The following is a 15,425-nucleotide window of genomic DNA, read 5'->3' on the forward strand; positions in this document are numbered from 1 at the left end:
AGTGCGCCACGGTTAATACCGATCAATCGGCATACAGCGTATGCATTTCACTACCTGTCCCGCACTGCTTCAGGATCGCCAGCATGTCATCCATGCTCACGGCGATACAGCCCTCAGTAGGGGAATAATCTTCCCTGGCCAGATGAAAGAAAATCGCGCTGCCATCCCCGGCGCGGGGCTTGTCGTAATTCCAGCCGAGCACGACGCAGATGTCATAGGCATGATCGTCGCGCCACATCCTCTCGTGAGAGCCACCAAAGGGCAGATGCACAAGGCGGTTATAGGCGGGGGAGGCCGGGTCGTCGCACCAGCCCATGTTCGGCAGCAGCGGAACGGTCGTCAGGCGCGTTTGCGGCCGGTCGACATGGTCAGGTCGGAAATAGACCTGCAGCAATGGCATGGTCGCCAGCGGCGTGCCGCCATCGCCTTCACTCTTGCGCCGGACGATACCGGCAGGACCGAGGGCGCAGTCGAAATGCCTGTCGCGCACGGAAATCACCCCCCGCGGCTCACTTTTTCTGGCTGTAACCTTCAACTGCATGTGATCGCCTTTGGCAAAGTCTGGGGCACAAGCCGGTTTTCTCCTACGCAACACGCAGTATAGTGCGCGTAGCTCTTGGGGCGTTCATTGCGCCTGTCAGCAGTATGGAGGACTTATGGCGCGGGCGAAACGTATTCTTCTGGTCGATGACGACGATCTTTTGCGCGAAACGCTTCTGGACCAGTTTGACGTTCATGACGAATTCAAGGTCGATGTCGCCGAGAACGCCGCCGCCGCGATCGACAAGGTCAAGCAGGAAGCGCATATCGATATCGTGCTGCTGGATGTCGGCCTGCCCGACATGGACGGTCGCGACGCGTGCCGGGTGATGCGAAAGAACGGGTTCAAGTCGCCGATCATCATGCTGACCGGCGCGGATTCGGAGGCCGACACCATTCTGGGTCTCGATGCCGGGGCGAATGACTATGTCACCAAGCCGTTCAAGTTCTCCGTCCTGCTTGCCCGCCTGCGCGCCCATTTGCGCAGCCATGAGCAAAGCGAGGATGCGGTGTTCAAGGTTGGGCCATACGAGTTCAAGCCGGCGGTAAAAATGCTGGTGACGGAGAATGACCGCAAGATCAAGCTGACCGAGAAGGAAACCTCGATCCTGAAATATCTCTACCGTTCCGGTGGCCAGCCGGTCAGCCGGGAGAAGCTGCTGGACGAGGTCTGGGGTTACAATTCGGGCGTCACGACCCACACGCTGGAGACCCACATTTATCGCCTGCGCCAGAAGATCGAACCGGATACGTCGCAGGCTTCGCTGCTGTTGACCGAGGCGGGCGGATATCGCCTGGCGCTGGACCGCTGATCATGGCGATCGAGCTCTGGCACAATCCGCGTTGCTCCAAATCGCGTCAGGCACTCTCGCTGTTGCAGGAAGCAGGTGCAGAGGTGAAGGTGGTTGAATATCTGAAGACCCCGCCGACCCAGAAACGCCTTAAGGAAGTCATCGCCATGCTGGGTGTCGAGCCGCGTGCAGTGATGCGCGTGAATGAAAAGCGCTATCGCGAGCTGGAGCTGGACGAGGTTTCAAGTCCGGCCCTGATCAAGGCGATGGCGGAGAACCCGATCCTGATCGAGCGTCCTGTCGCAATCAAGTGCAGTAAGGCTGTGATCGGTCGCCCGCCGGAAGATGTGGAAAGCCTTCTTTGATATTATCAGTAGCCGTACAGTTCTTAAGCTACCTTAACCACACTCCTTTATAACTTGTTGTAACTGTCCTGATACACGGATGATTGTCCGTGTTAGGGGGGAGTCCTGACGTTGGGCATTTGTTCAATTCGGGAGAATTACCATGAGTATTATTGGCGCCCTCTTTGGCGGGTATTCGTACAAACCTGCCCAACCACCACAACCGCAGCAACCTGTTTCCGAAACCGCGCCTGCGGATGGAGCATCCAACGGATCGACATCAGGATCCTCCACCGGCTCCAGCGCCGCGCAGCCGCCAACCGGCCAGAACAACGATACAGCTTCGCAAGGCGATCAGGGTGCGCACGGTTCTTCCAATGCTAGCGTGACGCCAACCCCACAGGGTGAGAAAACCTCGGCACAAAACCCTGCCAAGGCCGCGGGTTCGAACAGGGGCAAGGTAACGCAGGACACGGCCCCACCGGATGCGCCTCAAAGCCCTCCCGTCGGATCGGAATTCGGAACGCTCGTCGTTTCAGCATCCCTGTCAGGAAGCAACAGCTTCAATATTGCCACTCTTTTCGAGCCACTGGCCCTGGAAATTTCCGACGAGGAAAAAACGAAGAATATCCTCGATATCCTTCATCGTCTCGAGGGTGATGATCGACAGGCTGCAGAAGAGATGTCTGACAAGATCAGCAAGCTGAAGAAGAGTGCCTAACCGATAAAGATCAGGACGTGCCCCGGTCAGCCATGATGCTTGTCATCATCTTTGGCTCGCTCTTCTTCGCGCTCGATTTCCTCTTCCAGTTCGTGACGGCGTTCCTCGTCATAGCGCTCGGGCTCTTCATACATTTCCCGTGTCGCTTCCTCGGAAAGTCTTTCGGAGCGGCGTGACCGCAATGTGTAATGGGTCGCGCCCCAGATCAGCGCGATCAGCAGGATGACGATACCGATGCCATAGGGTATTTCCGCCGCCATGGCAGTAATCTCGCCAGCCTCGATCGTTGGGGTGGTGAATGCGGTCATGGTCGCACCTCCGTAAGATTGCTTATCTGGCAAATGAGCAGGGGAGGTGGATGGTTCCGATAATCAGGGATCAGTCGTCGAGGCGTCGCGCCTCGGCTTCCAGCATGATCGGCATGCCGTCGCGGATCGGATAAGCGAGCTTTGCCTTGTCGCTGATCAGCTCAGCCGCATTCCGGTCATAGCGCAGTGGGCCGCGGCTGACCGGACAGACGAGAATTTCCAGCAGTTTCGGATCGACGCTGTTGTCTGGTGCTGTGTGGTCGCTCATCGGCATGACCTCTCTGTCGCTCGCTTTTACTGCAGCCGGGTCGGCTTGTCCTCGATGTCTGCCATGTCCGCGCTGCCTTCGGCAAGGGCCATTTCCATCAGGGTGATCAGCGTCCCGGTCCGTGCCTCACAAGTCGCAGCTTCAAGAATTGCCTGCTTTTCGTCCGGTGAAAACGGGCAGGACATGGCCACGGAATTGACGATGGTCTGCGACGGTGCGCCCTGAATGGACTCCCAGTCGGCCTTCATGCTGGCCTCGCTCAGGTATTTCTGCAGCACATCCAGCAGCTTCTCTCGCACTTCGGGCGGTTCTTCCTCGTCATGGGAATAGGGATCATCCGGAAAGCCGGTCCAGTCGACCTCCATCACGCGATAGGCGGTGCCCTCCATGATTTCCTCGCGGCAGACGAAACGGGAAACACCGGACAGGGTAATGAGATAGCGCCCGTCATCGGTCTCCATGAAAGAGGTGATACGCCCGGCGCAGCCAACGCGGTAAAGATCCTGTTGCAGGCCATCGTCGGATTTAGGCCGGACCATGCCGATCAGCCGCTCGGCACCAAGCGCGAAATCCGTCATGGCGAGATAGCGCGGCTCGAAAATATTCAGGGGTAGCTTGCCGCCTGGCAGCAGCAGGGCGTTGCGCAACGGGAAAACGGGCAGTCGCTCAGGCAGGATAAGGTCCTCTGCCTGATGCGGATTTTTACTCATGACTAAAGTCTCCTGATGGCCCCGTCATCGAAGGGGCCAATAGCCGTTATCAGGAAAATAGGATCGAGGAGAGCTTCCGGCGAATCTTGAGTGTGACTGGATTTGTCGCACCCAGTGCGTCGAAGATGGTTATCAGCTTCTTGCGGGCTGCATCCTCGTTCCAGTCGCGTTCCCTGGCGATGATACCAAGCAGCGTGTCGCCTGCTTCTTCCATCTGGCCAGCGCCGATCTGGGCAACGGCATAATCATATTGTGCCTGCAGGTCGTCCGGATCGGCCTCGGCCCTGGATTGGGCCTCGGCGAGGTCTGCGCCATCGCCCGCTGACAGGTCGAGCGCTGCTTTTGCACTGGCAACGGCCTGTTCCCCGGCATGGGCGGCTGGCACCTGGTCGAGGATCTGGCGGGCCTGATCGAGATTGCCGGATGCCATGTAGCAGCGGGCAAGACCAGCAAGCGCGCGGGAGCGAAGCTTGTCGTCCTCTTCCAGCATCTCGGCGACGCCACCATAGAGCTGGGCTGCCGTGTTCAGGTCGCCATCGTTGAAGGACTGGTCGGCGACTGTCAGTGCCTCTTCCGGGTCCGGGCCATCGGTGGGAGCGCCGCCAAGGCCCATCTGCTCGCCCATCTGAATGGCGCGCTGCAGGAAGGAACTGATCTCGCTTTCCGGGATTGCACCGGCGAAACCATCGACAGGGCGTCCGCCGACAAAAGCCATGACGGTTGGCACCGACTGGATGCGCAGCTGCTGGGCGAGCATCTGGTTCTGGTCGATATCGACTTTCACCATTTTCACCTTGCCGTTCAGCGCGGTGACAGCCTTTTCCAGCATCGGGCCCAGCGTCTTGCACGGGCCGCACCATGGTGCCCAGAAATCGACGATGACCGGAACCTCCTGCGAGGCCTTCATCACATCGTCGGCGAAACTTTCGATGGTGGCGTCCTTGATAAGGTCGGCCTGGCCGGTGGTGGGGGTGTCGGCGGGGGCGCCATTACCGGCGCCGATGATATCGGTCATGTCACTATTCTCCTTGCCGCCTACATGGCGCTGTGACGGTGGTAAAGCAAGGCCATCAGCCGGGCTATTAGCCCAGTGTATTTTCAAGCGGTTTTTCCAGCGGCAGTGTTTCCACCTCATGCCCGCAATCGGTGATGAACCGCAAAAGCCCCTCGGGCGAGACCGCCGTAGAGGCATTGTTCTCCAGAGGATGAAACCAGACCGGATTGAAGATCATCATTTCCTGCCCGAGAATGACCTTCGATACCCGTTGTTCGCGGTCATTGATCAGCGCAAATGGCGTGACAGAGCCGGGGGTCACGCCCAGCACCTCCTCCATCAGCTCCGGCCTGCAAAAGGAAAGCCGCCCCTGCGCGCCGATGACCGGGCCCAGCGCCTTCAGGTCGATCTTCGTCTCGCCGAGGGCCACGATCAGGAAAATGGTGCCCTTCTTGTCCTTGACGAACAGGTTCTTGGAATGCCCGCCGGCAAGGTCGCGCTTGAGGTGCTCACCCTCATCCACGGTGAAGATCGGCGCATGATCGACAGTCCGGTGATCGATGCCCAGCGCATCGAGGCGAGCGAACAGGTCATCGCGGGTTGCGGGCATGGCAATGGTTTCCCTTCTGTCTGCCGCCCTCCATAACCGGGATAGCGAAAATTTCAAACCTGCCGAATTTTCCTCTTGCAACAGCGCTTCTCTTGCGCTTTAAAGCGGGCTCGCCGATCAACCCGGCAGTGAGCGGGCGTAGCTCAGGGGTAGAGCATAACCTTGCCAAGGTTAGGGTCGTGCGTTCGAATCGCATCGCCCGCTCCATTTTCTTCTTACTTCACAAACGTGTCAGACCTGCCCCCGGTACCCCCGGGCGCTGAACTATTCGGCGCTGCTGCTGTCTTGCTTCATGAACAGTTATTCATGAGAGGAAGACCCATGCGCGCCATCCTGCTTTCCACCACTGCCCTCCTGCTGGTTGCCTGCGGCAATGATGCCGACAGTAATACAGCGGACACCGATGATGACATGAGCGTTGCCGTCGAGGACGGCACGACGGATTCCACCGATACGGACGATATGGCTGGCGACCCTGTCACCGCGACCGACATGGTCGCAACGGGGTCGGAAAATGATGCCGCTGACACAAACGGCATGAGAGCGAGCATGGATGGCGAGCCTGTCCCACAGGGCGAGCCGAACACGCCGAGCCAGACGCCTGCCTTCCCGGGCCAGACGCGCGCACCGCAGTCGGAGTCCGGAGTAACGTTGCAGGCGGAGGAAATCGCCGGTTTCGATACGCCATGGGCCATGGCCTTGCTGCCCGGTGGCGGTTACCTGGTGACGGAGCGCGGCGGCGACCTTTACATGGTCAGTGCCGGCGGCGAGAAATCAGAGCCGATCACTGGCGTGCCGGAGGTCGACAATCGCGATCAGGGCGGGCTTCTGGATATTGCGATCAGTCCGGACTTTTCTTCCGACCGCATGGTCTATTTCGCTTTCTCCGAGCCGCGCGGCAATAATGAGAACGGTACATCGCTGGCCCGCGCTACGCTGTCTGAGGACATGACTGCGCTTGAGGGTGTCGAGGTGATCTTCCAGCAGATGCCAGCCTGGGAATCGACCAAGCATTATGGCAACAATATCGAGTTTGACGGTGAGGGCCACATCTACCTGACCCTTGGCGAGCGCTCCCTGCCTGAACCGCGCCAGCTGGCACAGGACCTGAATGCCCATCTGGGCAAGGTCGTCCGCCTCGACATGGATGGCACGGCTGCCGAGGGTAATCCGTTTGTCGGCCAGGCAGAGACCCTTCCCGAGATCTGGTCCTATGGCCACCGCAACATGCAGGGTGCGGACATTCACCCGGAGACGGGCCGGCTGTGGACAATCGAGCACGGCCCTGCCGGCGGTGACGAGATCAACATTCCTTCCGCCGGTACCAATTACGGCTGGCCGGTAATCACCTACGGTGAAGACTATGACGGCACGCCTATCGGTGATGGCATGACCGAGCAGGAAGACATGGCCCAGCCCATGTATTACTGGGACCCGGTAATCGCACCAGGTGACATGGTCTTCTATGAGGGCGAAATGTTTGCCGACTGGCAGGGTGACCTGCTGATTGCATCCCTGAAGCCCGGTGCCATTGTGCGGCTGGAGCTTGATGGCGATCGTGTCGTCGGTGAGGAGAGGCTGCTGACGGACCTTGGCCGTATCCGCGACATCGATGTCGATGAGGACGGCTCCATCCTGATACTGACGGACGAGAGCAATGGCGGGCTTTATCGCGTAACGCCGCAACAATAGGTAACGGCACCTACTGGAACCGGCTCGCAGGCAGAGGTGTTTCTGCCTGCGAGAGGTGAAAATCATGTCCAAGGAAAAGCAACCGCCCATCGGGCGCGTCATAATCCCCTATGGCCGCTCGTTAATGTCGCTCGTCGCCGCCCATTCGCTTGCGCGCCGCAATGTCGAGGTAATTGGCTGCGACGATGTCGATTTCACGGTCCTGTCTTTCTCCCGCTATACATCCCACAATTTCGTCCATGCGAACCATGACGAGGAGCCGGAGAAGTTTCTCGACGACATGGAAAAATACATCCGCAAGTACAAGCCTGAGGATGATCGCCCCTATATCCTCATGCCGATGTTCCGGGAAACGGTGCTGCTGGCAGAGAACAAGGATCGGTTTGAAGGCCTGATCGATGTTGCCGCGCCTGACGGCTCTTCCATATCGAAAGTCAGTCCCAAGCATGTGCTGGTCGACACGGCCCGGGAGGCGGGTGCCGCCATTCCCGAAACCCGACAGCCAAAGGATCTCGATGATTTCGCGAGCATGCTCGATGACATCCCCTTGCCTGCCGTGATCAAGCCGGTCGATGGCGTCGGTGGGCGTGGCATCAGCTTCTGCAAGACGAAGGAGGAGCTGGACAAGGGCTATCGCAAGCTTGCCGAGAAGGAAAGGATCATGCCGCTGATCCAGGAAGCGGTGGACGGCAGCGATTACTGCATGACCGGCTTGTTCCAGGATGGCGAACTGCAGGCACATATGGCGTATACGAACCTTCAGACCTTCCCGAAGGACTCTGGTGCCGGCGTCATGCGCGAAACGGTCGAGGACGACCTTTTCGCCGAAGAAGTCAAAAAGCTGATGAAGCCGACCGGGTGGACAGGTGTTGCCGAGATCGATTTCCGCTGGACCGGCAAAAAGGAAGACAAACCGAAACTGATCGAGGTCAATCCGCGGTTTTGGGCCGGGCTGTTCCAGTCAGTCGATTCCGGCATAGACTATCCGTGGCTGCTCTATCAGATGACGGCCACAGGCAAGGTGCCAGAACATGAAGAGGCCGAGATCGGGCACAAGACCCGCGTCCCCGCCTTTTGGGCCGCAGAAGCCTTCATCGAGGCCTTCGACGAAGAAAAGGATTTCAGCCGTGTCTCCGCCGCATGGCGCAAGGTCAAGTCGACCTTCTCCGACCATCAGTACAAGGACACAGTCAAGTATCTGGGGGCGCTGTTCTCCGAAGTGACCAATCTCGACGATGCCGCTTTTGTCCTCAAGGATCGTTTTCATTCTGCTCATGAAGCTGAAAGCGAGCTGCGGCTGAAGAAGGACCCGATGACGTCACTCGGTGTGTTTTATGTCGTCGGATCGCTCATCCGTCACGGCAAGCTGCCGCCGGAAATCAAGGGTTGATCGATGGGCCGTCCGTGCATTGGCATAACCAAGCCTGAAAAGGACGACAACGCCGAGTATCAGGCGATCCGACTTGCGGTAACGCTGGCGGGGGGTGAGGCAGTGAAGATGAGTGCCGGCATGCGCTGGCGCGAGACACCGCTGGATGGTCTCATCGTCGGCGGTGGCAGTGATATCTTTCCCGAAATCTATGATGCAGAGGCCATCGAGAACGCGACCTACGACCATGGCCGCGACGAGATGGAAATGTACTGGGCCCGGCGGGCGCGGGAAAAGAACGTGCCGGTTCTCGGCATCTGCCGGGGCGCACAGCTTTTGAACGTCGCCCATGGCGGCAGCCTGCATCACGATCTGGCCGGTACATACGAGAACGCGATCTATCCGACCGGCTTCTGGTCCCATGCCTTCTTTCGCAAGAAGATCAATGTGGAGGAGGGTTCCCTGCTCGCGGATATTCTCGGTACACGGCATACACAGGTCAATTCCCTCCACCGCAAGGCGATAGACAGGGTGGGTGACGGCCTGCGCGTCACGGCGCGGGAGGAGAACGGCATCGTACAGGCTATCGAGGACCCGTCGCGGCGCTTCTATCTCGGTGTTCAGTTCCACCCGGAATTTCTCATATACCGATCGCGCTTCATGAACCTGTTCCGCCGACTGGTAGAGGCTGCACGAACGGACAAGTCTGCAGAGCAGAATTGACAGACCTGCCTTGATCGCCTTCCCTTCGTCAAGGAGAAAGGACAGGGCGATGAGCAAACAAGAAATCTCGGTTAGCGACGCCGTCATGGAGCGCCGCTCTATAAGGGCCTATACGGATCAACCAGTACCGAGGGCGGTAATCGAGGAAATCCTGTCCCTCGCCGCCCGTGCCCCTTCCGGCGGCAATCTCCAGCCATGGAACGTCCATGTCGTGACGGGCGAGGCGCTGGACAGGCTGAAGGCACACATGAAGGAAGCCATCGCCGCCAGCCCGACGGGTGAGGGGACGGACTTCGATATCTATCCGAAGAACCTGCCCGAGCCATGGCGTTCTCGCCGCCACAAGGTCGGTGAGGACCTTTATGCCCTGCTCGGTATAGAGCGCGACAACAGGCTGGGGCGGATGCTGCAATTCTCCCGCAACTACGAGTTCTTTGGCGCGCCCGTCGGCCTGTTCTTTTCCATCGACCGCCAGATGGGCCTGCCGCAATGGGCGCATCTGGGCATGTTCATGCAGACCATCGCGCTTCTGGCGGTTGAGCGCGGCCTGTCGACCTGCATGCAGGAGGCCTGGGCCGCGTTCCCGAAGACGGTCAGTGCCTTCCTTGGGCTGCCCGATGATCGCCGCCTCTATTGCGGTATGGCGCTTGGGTTTGCCGATCCTGACGCCCCGGCAAATTCCCTGCGCACGGAGCGCGCCGCGCTTGAAGACTTTGCAGTCTTCCTTGATCACTGAGACGGAAAGCACCTTTCCAGAGGCCAAAAAAGTGCCCTCTCAGGGGCAAACCCCTCTTGCTGCACCGCAACAGTGACGGCATAAGGGACAAAAATACCAAGGATAGAGAGTCATGGACCTGAGTAAAATTCCCGCCGGCAAGAATCCGCCGGAAGACATCAATGTCGTCATCGAAGTGCCGCTGGGCGGCGAGCCGATCAAATACGAGATCGACAAGGCTTCCGGCGCGATGTTCGTCGACCGCTATCTTTACACCTCCATGCGCTATCCCTGCAACTACGGCTTCGTGCCGCACACGCTGTCCGATGATGGCGACGCCGTCGATGTCATGGTGCTGGGCCAGCGTCCGCTCGTGCCGGGTGCTGTCGTCCGCGCCCGCCCGATCGGCGTCCTTATCATGGAAGACGAAGCTGGCCAGGACGAGAAGATCCTTGCTGCGCCGCATCACAAGCTGACGCGCTACTACGACAACATCAATACCTATGAAGATGTCCAGTCGATCCTGCTCGAGCGTATCCAGCACTTCTTCGAGCACTACAAGGACCTCGAGACCGATAAATGGGTCAAGGTGAAGGAGTGGCGCTCCCGCGAGGAAGCCATGCGCCTGATCGAGGAAGGCGTGCAGAACGAGCTCCGCAACAAGGGCTGACGCATCATCCCTTGTGTCGGTCAGTTGGTTAACTGATTGAGCCTCCTTCAATATTCGTTTGATTTTGGCCCCGGCCTTTGTCACTCTCCCCTGTTAAAGAGCCGCTAAAGGCTCTCTAACAAATAGCTGGCTTGTGAAAAGCTGGGGAGGATCATTATGTCGCTAGAATTGTGGCTCGTCATTTTTGCCGGGCTTGTCGCCGTCCTGTACGGCCTGTTTACCGCAAGGGGGCTGATGTCTGCCTCCGCCGGGACCGACAAGATGCAGGAGATTGCATCTGCGATCCAGGAAGGCGCCCAGGCCTATCTGAACAAGCAGTACACAACGATTGCCATAGTTGGCGCTGCTGTTACCGTTCTTCTTCTCTTGCTGTTCAGTTTCGACCCGGTCCCTGCGATCGGGTTTATTATTGGTGCCGTCCTTTCGGGCGCTGCCGGTTATGTCGGTATGCTGATTTCCGTGCGCGCGAACGTGCGCACGACGCAGGCCGCCAGCGAAAGCCTGGGCAAGGGCCTGAACATCGCGTTCAAGGCCGGTGCCGTCACCGGTATGCTGGTTGCCGGTCTCGCCCTGCTCGGCATTGCCGGGTATTACGCCGTGCTGACCGGCGGGTTCGGCCTTGAGGCCGAAGGGCGCCGCGTCATCAACGGCCTCGTTGCCCTGTCGCTCGGCGCGTCGCTGATCTCCGTCTTTGCCCGTCTCGGCGGCGGCATCTTTACCAAGGGTGCGGATGTCGGCGGCGACCTCGTCGGGAAGGTCGAGGCCGGTATCCCGGAAGACGACCCCCGCAACGCGGCGACCATCGCAGACAATGTCGGCGACAATGTCGGCGACTGCGCCGGCATGGCGGCCGACCTGTTCGAGACCTATGTGGTCACCGTCGCGGCGACCATGGTGCTCGGCTCGATCATCTTCGCCTCCGACATTGCGGGCATCTTCATGCTCTATCCGATGGCCATCGGCGGGGTGTGCATCATCACCTCGATCATCGGCACCTATGCGGTCCGCCTCTCCAAGGGCTCGACCAATATCATGGGCGCGCTCTACAAGGGCCTGATCGCCACCGGCGTCCTGTCGGTGATCGGCCTTGCGCTCGTCACCGCGTGGATCACCGGGTTCGGCCAGGAATATATCGTCGGCGAGCGGTCCTTTACCGGCTGGTCGCTGTTCTTCTGCGGCGTGACCGGCCTGATCATCACCGGGCTGATCGTCGTCATCACCGAATATTACACCGGCACGGGCTACCGTCCGGTCAAGTCGGTGGCGAAGTCATCCGAGAGCGGTCACGGCACCAACGTCATCCAGGGTCTCGCTGTCTCAATGGAGGCAACGGCGGCTCCGGCGCTGGTGATCGTTATCGGCATCATCGTGACCTTCAACCTGGCGGGCCTCTATGGCATCGCCACGGCGGTCACGACCATGCTGGCGCTAGCCGGGATGATCGTCGCCCTCGACGCCTTCGGTCCTGTCACCGATAATGCCGGCGGCATTGCAGAGATGGCCGATCTCGACCCGGAAGTGCGCAACACGACCGACGCGCTCGACGCAGTCGGCAACACCACGAAAGCAGTGACCAAGGGCTATGCCATCGGGTCCGCCGGTCTCGGGGCGCTTGTCCTGTTCGCAGCCTATACGGAGGATCTCAGGCACTTCATCAGTGAGCCGGAGACCTATCCGTTCTTCGCCAACATCGCCTTCGATTTCTCGCTGTCCAATCCGTATGTGGTGGTCGGCCTGTTTATCGGTGGGCTGTTGCCCTATCTGTTCGGCTCGATGGCTATGATGGCCGTTGGCCGCGCTGCCGGGGCTGTGGTCGAGGAGGTGCGCCGCCAGTTCCGTGAAAAGCCGGGCATCATGACCTTCGAGGAAAAGCCCGACTATGCCCGCGCGGTTGAGATGCTGACCGGTGCAGCGATCAAGGAGATGGTGATCCCGTCGCTCCTGCCGATCCTGTCGCCGATCGTGCTCTATATCGTTGTCGGCATCGTCGCCGGGCCGTCCCAGGCCCTGTCGGCTGTCGGCGCGATGCTGATGGGCGTCATCATCACCGGCCTCTTCGTGGCGCTTTCCATGACCGCTGGTGGCGGTGCGTGGGACAACGCCAAGAAATATATCGAGGACGGCAACCATGGCGGCAAGGGCTCCGAAGCCCACAAGGCTGCCGTCACCGGCGACACGGTCGGCGATCCGTACAAGGATACGGCTGGCCCGGCGGTCAACCCGATGATCAAGATCACCAACATCATCGCGCTGTTGCTGCTTGCCTTCCTCGCCGGTCTCGGCGGCTAGTCAGGCTGATAGCGGAAAGCGAGGCTATCTTTTCCGCTCAATTTAGGGTTACCTTTGAAGGGCAGGCTTAAAGGCCTGCCCTTTTCAGTACGGGCGAGGGGTTTGCCATGAATTTCGACGATTACTACAGGGAATATTTTTCCCTCCGCGACGGCATGACGGATGAGGGCAAGGTCCATTTCGATGCCCGTTATAGCGCCGATATCCGTGTGCCGATGCATATGTTTGTCTTCAGCATCTGGCTCGGTTGGCTGGGCGTGGACCGGTTTCTTCTCGGCCATTGGGGTCGCGGTCTTGGAAAGCTTTTCACCTTCGGCGGGCTGATGATCTGGGCGATCATCGACTGGTTCCTGATTGGCGGGGATACACGCAAGCGCAATATGCAGATGGCGCGGAATATTGTCACTGACATGCGGGCGCTGGAAACGCCCGAACAACTGGACGGAGGTCAGGGCGATGAATGAGCGCGGCTTCTGGCAATTCCTCAATAATCTGCGCGATGGCATGTCTGATGCCGAACAGCAGACATTCGATACGCGGTTTCTCGCGGTCCGTAAGACGCCGCTTATCCTGTATGGCTTCAGCTACTTCCTTGGCTGGCTGGGTGTTGACCGGTTTGTCCTCGGGCATTGGGGCCTCGGTCTCGGCAAACTGATCGTCGGCGGTATCATTCCGATGTATGGGTCGTTCATGGTCGAAATGTCTGGCGATCCTGCGTGGGATGCGCTCAGCATCGGTCAGATCTGGATGATCGTGGACTATTTCCTGATCGGCGGGGCAACGCGTCGATGGAATCGGAACAAGGCATTGGAAATCTCCGGCCAAAACGCCTAGGTCTCGTCTGAAGTAAATTCGGACACGCAAATGACACCCTCCCGGTTCAAGGCCATCATCTTCGATTGTGACGGCGTGCTGGTCGATTCCGAGATTGTCGGGCTCGACGATGTCGTCGACTATCTGGCGGGCCATGGCTTCGAATGGGATGCGAAGCACCTCATCTCGACTTTCACCGGCATGCGCGACGACGTTTTCTCCGCCGCCCTGCGCAGTGAGTATGAGCGTATCCTCGGCCGCCCCGCGAGCGATGCGGAGGCAGAGGCCTTGTTCGAGGGACTGGTCGAAAAGCGCCGGGCCAAGCGCGACACGCTGCAGGCCGTGCCGGGTGCCGAGAAATCGGTCATGGCGGTCAAGGCGCTCACCGGCATCCGCACCGCCGTGGCGTCTTCCTCGCGCATGGTCTATCTCGACCGCAAGCTGAAGCATTGCGGGCTGTGGGACTATTTCGCACCGGACGTCTACTCCGCCGAAGCCGTCGCCCATGGCAAGCCGGCGCCCGACATCTTTCTGTACACGGCAGAGCGCATCGGAATCGACCCTGCCGACTGCCTGGTTATCGAGGATGCCCATCACGGCGTTGCCGCGGCAAAGGCGGCGGGCATGGCGGTCTGGGGCTTTACCGGCGGTGGCCACTGCTTCGAGGGCCATGGCGAGCGCCTCGCCGAGGCGGGTGCCGCCCGTATCGTCGAGCACCATGACGTGCTTGCGGAGATGATGGGCGATCTCTCGCACAGCTGATCTGTTGACGCTAGAGAAGTTGACGGCGCCCGCATCTGCCGCCACTGTCGCGCCATGCTGTTTACATCCGATAACTGGGCCGGGGTTCACCCGGCAATCATGCAGGCGATAACCGAGGCCAATGACGGCTCAGTGCCCGCCTATGGCAACGACGCGCTGTCCAAACGCGTGACCGCGAAGTTCGAGGAGATCTTCGAACACGAATGCCATGTCTTCTTCGCCTCGACCGGCGGTGCTGCCAACGGGCTCGCCCTGTCGCAGCTGGTCCCGCCCTATGGCGGTACGTTCTGCCACGAGGTCTCGCATGTGCAGATGGACGAGTGTGGCACGCCGGAATTCTACTCCGGCGGCGCCAAGCTGCTGACCCTGCCGGGCAAGGATGCCAAGCTGACGGCAGCTGCGGTGGAGGAGGGGATGCGCTTCTACACCCCGCCTATGACCCACCATGTCATCCCCAAGGCCGTTTCACTGACGCAGGTGACCGAGGCTGGCACTGCCTATACGCCGGACGAGGTCGGGGCGATCGGCGCGGTGGCAAGGCGTCATAACCTGAAAGTCCATATGGACGGCGCTCGCTTCTCCAACGCCATCGCGACCCTCGGATGCGCCCCCGCCGATGTGACCTGGCGGGCCGGTGTCGATGTGTTGTGCTTCGGCGCGACCAAGAACGGGGCGTTGTGTGCCGAGGCGGTGGTGTTCTTCGACAAGGCGCATACAGAAGAATTTGCCTGGCGGCACAAGCGGGCCGGTCATGTCTGGTCCAAGGCCCGGTTCATGGCCGCCCAGTGGAAGGCGTTCCTCAGCAATGATCTCTGGCTCGACCTTGCCGGCAATGCCAATGCCATGGCCAACCGGCTGGGCGAGAAGCTCGGTGCCATGCCCGGCTTCACCATCGCGCACCCGGTGCAGGCGAATGAAGTCTTCCTTACCTTCCCCGACGGCGTGGCGCAGAAACTGCTGGATCAGGGCGCACAATTCTATGACTGGGTCTATCCGGGTGATACCTGGAACGGAAAGCTGAAACGTCTTGTCACGAACTATCGCACGACCGAACAGGAGGTGGACAGGTTTATCGATCTGGCCGCCGAATGCACGGGCTGACCGGC

At 59.7% G+C, this 15,425-nt stretch carries 19 protein-coding genes and 1 tRNA gene; 14 read left to right on the forward strand and 6 right to left on the reverse strand.

Annotation, left to right across the window (positions count from 1 at the left end; translation table 11 throughout):
* Window positions 1-22: 22 nt before the first annotated feature.
* The gene (locus FF098_RS09460) at window positions 23-490 is read right to left on the reverse strand and encodes a L,D-transpeptidase family protein (protein ID WP_205967457.1); all 468 of its coding nucleotides are present in this window, start codon (window positions 488-490) and stop codon (window positions 23-25) included.
* Between the two features lie 166 nt (window positions 491-656).
* Here FF098_RS09460 and FF098_RS09465 point away from each other — a divergent pair, with 166 nt between their 5' ends.
* The 3 genes from FF098_RS09465 to FF098_RS09475 all read left to right on the forward strand — a co-directional run bounded on the left by FF098_RS09465 (window position 657) and on the right by FF098_RS09475 (window position 2,396).
* A complete protein-coding gene (locus FF098_RS09465) occupies window positions 657-1,352 on the forward strand; it encodes a response regulator transcription factor (protein ID WP_155139880.1) in 696 nt (231 codons plus the stop codon).
* 2 nt (window positions 1,353-1,354) lie between these two features.
* Window positions 1,355-1,696: an arsenate reductase (glutaredoxin) gene (gene arsC, locus FF098_RS09470; RefSeq protein ID WP_155139881.1), complete on the forward strand. Its 342-nt coding sequence runs from the start codon at window positions 1,355-1,357 to the stop codon at window positions 1,694-1,696.
* Window positions 1,697-1,838: 142 nt separating this feature from the next.
* Complete coding sequence (locus tag FF098_RS09475) at window positions 1,839-2,396, forward strand: hypothetical protein (RefSeq protein WP_155139883.1); 558 nt, start codon at window positions 1,839-1,841, stop codon at window positions 2,394-2,396.
* A gap of 26 nt (window positions 2,397-2,422) precedes the next feature.
* Here the strand turns inward: FF098_RS09475 and FF098_RS09480 are convergent, their stop codons facing one another.
* From FF098_RS09480 to FF098_RS09500, 5 genes are all read right to left on the reverse strand, one after another.
* Complete coding sequence (locus tag FF098_RS09480) at window positions 2,423-2,704, reverse strand: hypothetical protein (protein ID WP_155139884.1); 282 nt, start codon at window positions 2,702-2,704, stop codon at window positions 2,423-2,425.
* A 70-nt stretch (window positions 2,705-2,774) separates the two neighbouring features.
* Entirely contained in the window at window positions 2,775-2,972 is a 198-nt protein-coding gene (locus tag FF098_RS09485; protein WP_155139886.1) for a Trm112 family protein, read from the reverse strand.
* 26 nt (window positions 2,973-2,998) lie between these two features.
* Window positions 2,999-3,682 (reverse strand): LON peptidase substrate-binding domain-containing protein, encoded by a 684-nt coding sequence (locus tag FF098_RS09490; protein WP_155139889.1) that lies wholly within the window; start codon window positions 3,680-3,682, stop codon window positions 2,999-3,001.
* Between the two features lie 49 nt (window positions 3,683-3,731).
* Window positions 3,732-4,697: a thioredoxin gene (gene trxA, locus FF098_RS09495; RefSeq protein WP_155139891.1), complete on the reverse strand. Its 966-nt coding sequence runs from the start codon at window positions 4,695-4,697 to the stop codon at window positions 3,732-3,734.
* A 67-nt stretch (window positions 4,698-4,764) separates the two neighbouring features.
* The gene (locus FF098_RS09500) at window positions 4,765-5,286 is read right to left on the reverse strand and encodes a prolyl-tRNA synthetase associated domain-containing protein (protein ID WP_155139894.1); all 522 of its coding nucleotides are present in this window, start codon (window positions 5,284-5,286) and stop codon (window positions 4,765-4,767) included.
* Between the two features lie 132 nt (window positions 5,287-5,418).
* Between FF098_RS09500 and FF098_RS09505 the strand changes: the two genes are divergently transcribed.
* From FF098_RS09505 to FF098_RS09555, 11 genes are all read left to right on the forward strand, one after another.
* Window positions 5,419-5,493: transfer RNA gene (locus FF098_RS09505), tRNA-Gly, on the forward strand.
* 114 nt (window positions 5,494-5,607) lie between these two features.
* Complete coding sequence (locus FF098_RS09510) at window positions 5,608-6,978, forward strand: PQQ-dependent sugar dehydrogenase (RefSeq protein ID WP_166426458.1); 1,371 nt, start codon at window positions 5,608-5,610, stop codon at window positions 6,976-6,978.
* A 64-nt stretch (window positions 6,979-7,042) separates the two neighbouring features.
* A complete protein-coding gene (locus tag FF098_RS09515; RefSeq protein WP_155139898.1) occupies window positions 7,043-8,368 on the forward strand; it encodes a carboxylate--amine ligase in 1,326 nt (441 codons plus the stop codon).
* A 3-nt stretch (window positions 8,369-8,371) separates the two neighbouring features.
* Window positions 8,372-9,070 (forward strand): gamma-glutamyl-gamma-aminobutyrate hydrolase family protein, encoded by a 699-nt coding sequence (locus tag FF098_RS09520; protein WP_155139900.1) that lies wholly within the window; start codon window positions 8,372-8,374, stop codon window positions 9,068-9,070.
* A gap of 64 nt (window positions 9,071-9,134) precedes the next feature.
* Window positions 9,135-9,806: a nitroreductase gene (locus tag FF098_RS09525; protein ID WP_166426528.1), complete on the forward strand. Its 672-nt coding sequence runs from the start codon at window positions 9,135-9,137 to the stop codon at window positions 9,804-9,806.
* Window positions 9,807-9,918: 112 nt separating this feature from the next.
* The gene (gene ppa / locus FF098_RS09530; RefSeq protein WP_155139904.1) at window positions 9,919-10,455 is read left to right on the forward strand and encodes an inorganic diphosphatase; all 537 of its coding nucleotides are present in this window, start codon (window positions 9,919-9,921) and stop codon (window positions 10,453-10,455) included.
* A gap of 156 nt (window positions 10,456-10,611) precedes the next feature.
* Window positions 10,612-12,744: a sodium-translocating pyrophosphatase gene (locus tag FF098_RS09535; protein ID WP_155139906.1), complete on the forward strand. Its 2,133-nt coding sequence runs from the start codon at window positions 10,612-10,614 to the stop codon at window positions 12,742-12,744.
* Window positions 12,745-12,851: 107 nt separating this feature from the next.
* Window positions 12,852-13,208, forward strand: a complete 357-nt coding sequence (locus FF098_RS09540; RefSeq protein ID WP_155139909.1) for a TM2 domain-containing protein — start codon at window positions 12,852-12,854, stop codon at window positions 13,206-13,208.
* A complete protein-coding gene (locus FF098_RS09545; protein WP_155139911.1) occupies window positions 13,201-13,578 on the forward strand; it encodes a TM2 domain-containing protein in 378 nt (125 codons plus the stop codon). Before FF098_RS09540 ends, FF098_RS09545 begins: the two co-directional genes overlap by 8 nt.
* 30 nt (window positions 13,579-13,608) lie before the next feature.
* Window positions 13,609-14,319 (forward strand): HAD family hydrolase, encoded by a 711-nt coding sequence (locus FF098_RS09550; protein WP_155139912.1) that lies wholly within the window; start codon window positions 13,609-13,611, stop codon window positions 14,317-14,319.
* 54 nt (window positions 14,320-14,373) lie between these two features.
* On the forward strand, window positions 14,374-15,420 hold the full coding sequence (locus FF098_RS09555; RefSeq protein WP_155139914.1) for a threonine aldolase family protein: 1,047 nt from the start codon (window positions 14,374-14,376) through the stop codon (window positions 15,418-15,420).
* The last annotated feature ends 5 nt before the right edge of the window (window positions 15,421-15,425 follow it).

The sequence above is a fragment of the Aquisalinus luteolus genome, from assembly GCF_009712425.2.
GTDB classification, from domain to species: Bacteria; Pseudomonadota; Alphaproteobacteria; order Caulobacterales; family Parvularculaceae; genus Aquisalinus; species Aquisalinus luteolus.

What these genes read in the sequence shown, in the direction of transcription:
- FF098_RS09465 (WP_155139880.1), top strand. Translation starts at nt 657, where the DNA reads ATGGCGCGGGCGAAACGTATTCTTCTGGTCGATGACGACGATCTTTTG.
- arsC (WP_155139881.1), top strand. Translation starts at nt 1,355, where the DNA reads ATGGCGATCGAGCTCTGGCACAATCCGCGTTGCTCCAAATCGCGTCAG.
- FF098_RS09475 (WP_155139883.1), top strand. Translation starts at nt 1,839, where the DNA reads ATGAGTATTATTGGCGCCCTCTTTGGCGGGTATTCGTACAAACCTGCC.
- FF098_RS09480 (WP_155139884.1), bottom strand. Translation starts at nt 2,704, where the DNA reads ATGACCGCATTCACCACCCCAACGATCGAGGCTGGCGAGATTACTGCC.
- FF098_RS09485 (WP_155139886.1), bottom strand. Translation starts at nt 2,972, where the DNA reads ATGAGCGACCACACAGCACCAGACAACAGCGTCGATCCGAAACTGCTG.
- FF098_RS09490 (WP_155139889.1), bottom strand. Translation starts at nt 3,682, where the DNA reads ATGAGTAAAAATCCGCATCAGGCAGAGGACCTTATCCTGCCTGAGCGA.
- trxA (WP_155139891.1), bottom strand. Translation starts at nt 4,697, where the DNA reads ATGACCGATATCATCGGCGCCGGTAATGGCGCCCCCGCCGACACCCCC.
- FF098_RS09500 (WP_155139894.1), bottom strand. Translation starts at nt 5,286, where the DNA reads ATGCCCGCAACCCGCGATGACCTGTTCGCTCGCCTCGATGCGCTGGGC.
- FF098_RS09510 (WP_166426458.1), top strand. Translation starts at nt 5,608, where the DNA reads ATGCGCGCCATCCTGCTTTCCACCACTGCCCTCCTGCTGGTTGCCTGC.
- FF098_RS09515 (WP_155139898.1), top strand. Translation starts at nt 7,043, where the DNA reads ATGTCCAAGGAAAAGCAACCGCCCATCGGGCGCGTCATAATCCCCTAT.
- FF098_RS09520 (WP_155139900.1), top strand. Translation starts at nt 8,372, where the DNA reads ATGGGCCGTCCGTGCATTGGCATAACCAAGCCTGAAAAGGACGACAAC.
- ppa (WP_155139904.1), top strand. Translation starts at nt 9,919, where the DNA reads ATGGACCTGAGTAAAATTCCCGCCGGCAAGAATCCGCCGGAAGACATC.
- FF098_RS09535 (WP_155139906.1), top strand. Translation starts at nt 10,612, where the DNA reads ATGTCGCTAGAATTGTGGCTCGTCATTTTTGCCGGGCTTGTCGCCGTC.
- FF098_RS09540 (WP_155139909.1), top strand. Translation starts at nt 12,852, where the DNA reads ATGAATTTCGACGATTACTACAGGGAATATTTTTCCCTCCGCGACGGC.
- FF098_RS09545 (WP_155139911.1), top strand. Translation starts at nt 13,201, where the DNA reads ATGAATGAGCGCGGCTTCTGGCAATTCCTCAATAATCTGCGCGATGGC.
- FF098_RS09550 (WP_155139912.1), top strand. Translation starts at nt 13,609, where the DNA reads ATGACACCCTCCCGGTTCAAGGCCATCATCTTCGATTGTGACGGCGTG.
- FF098_RS09555 (WP_155139914.1), top strand. Translation starts at nt 14,374, where the DNA reads ATGCTGTTTACATCCGATAACTGGGCCGGGGTTCACCCGGCAATCATG.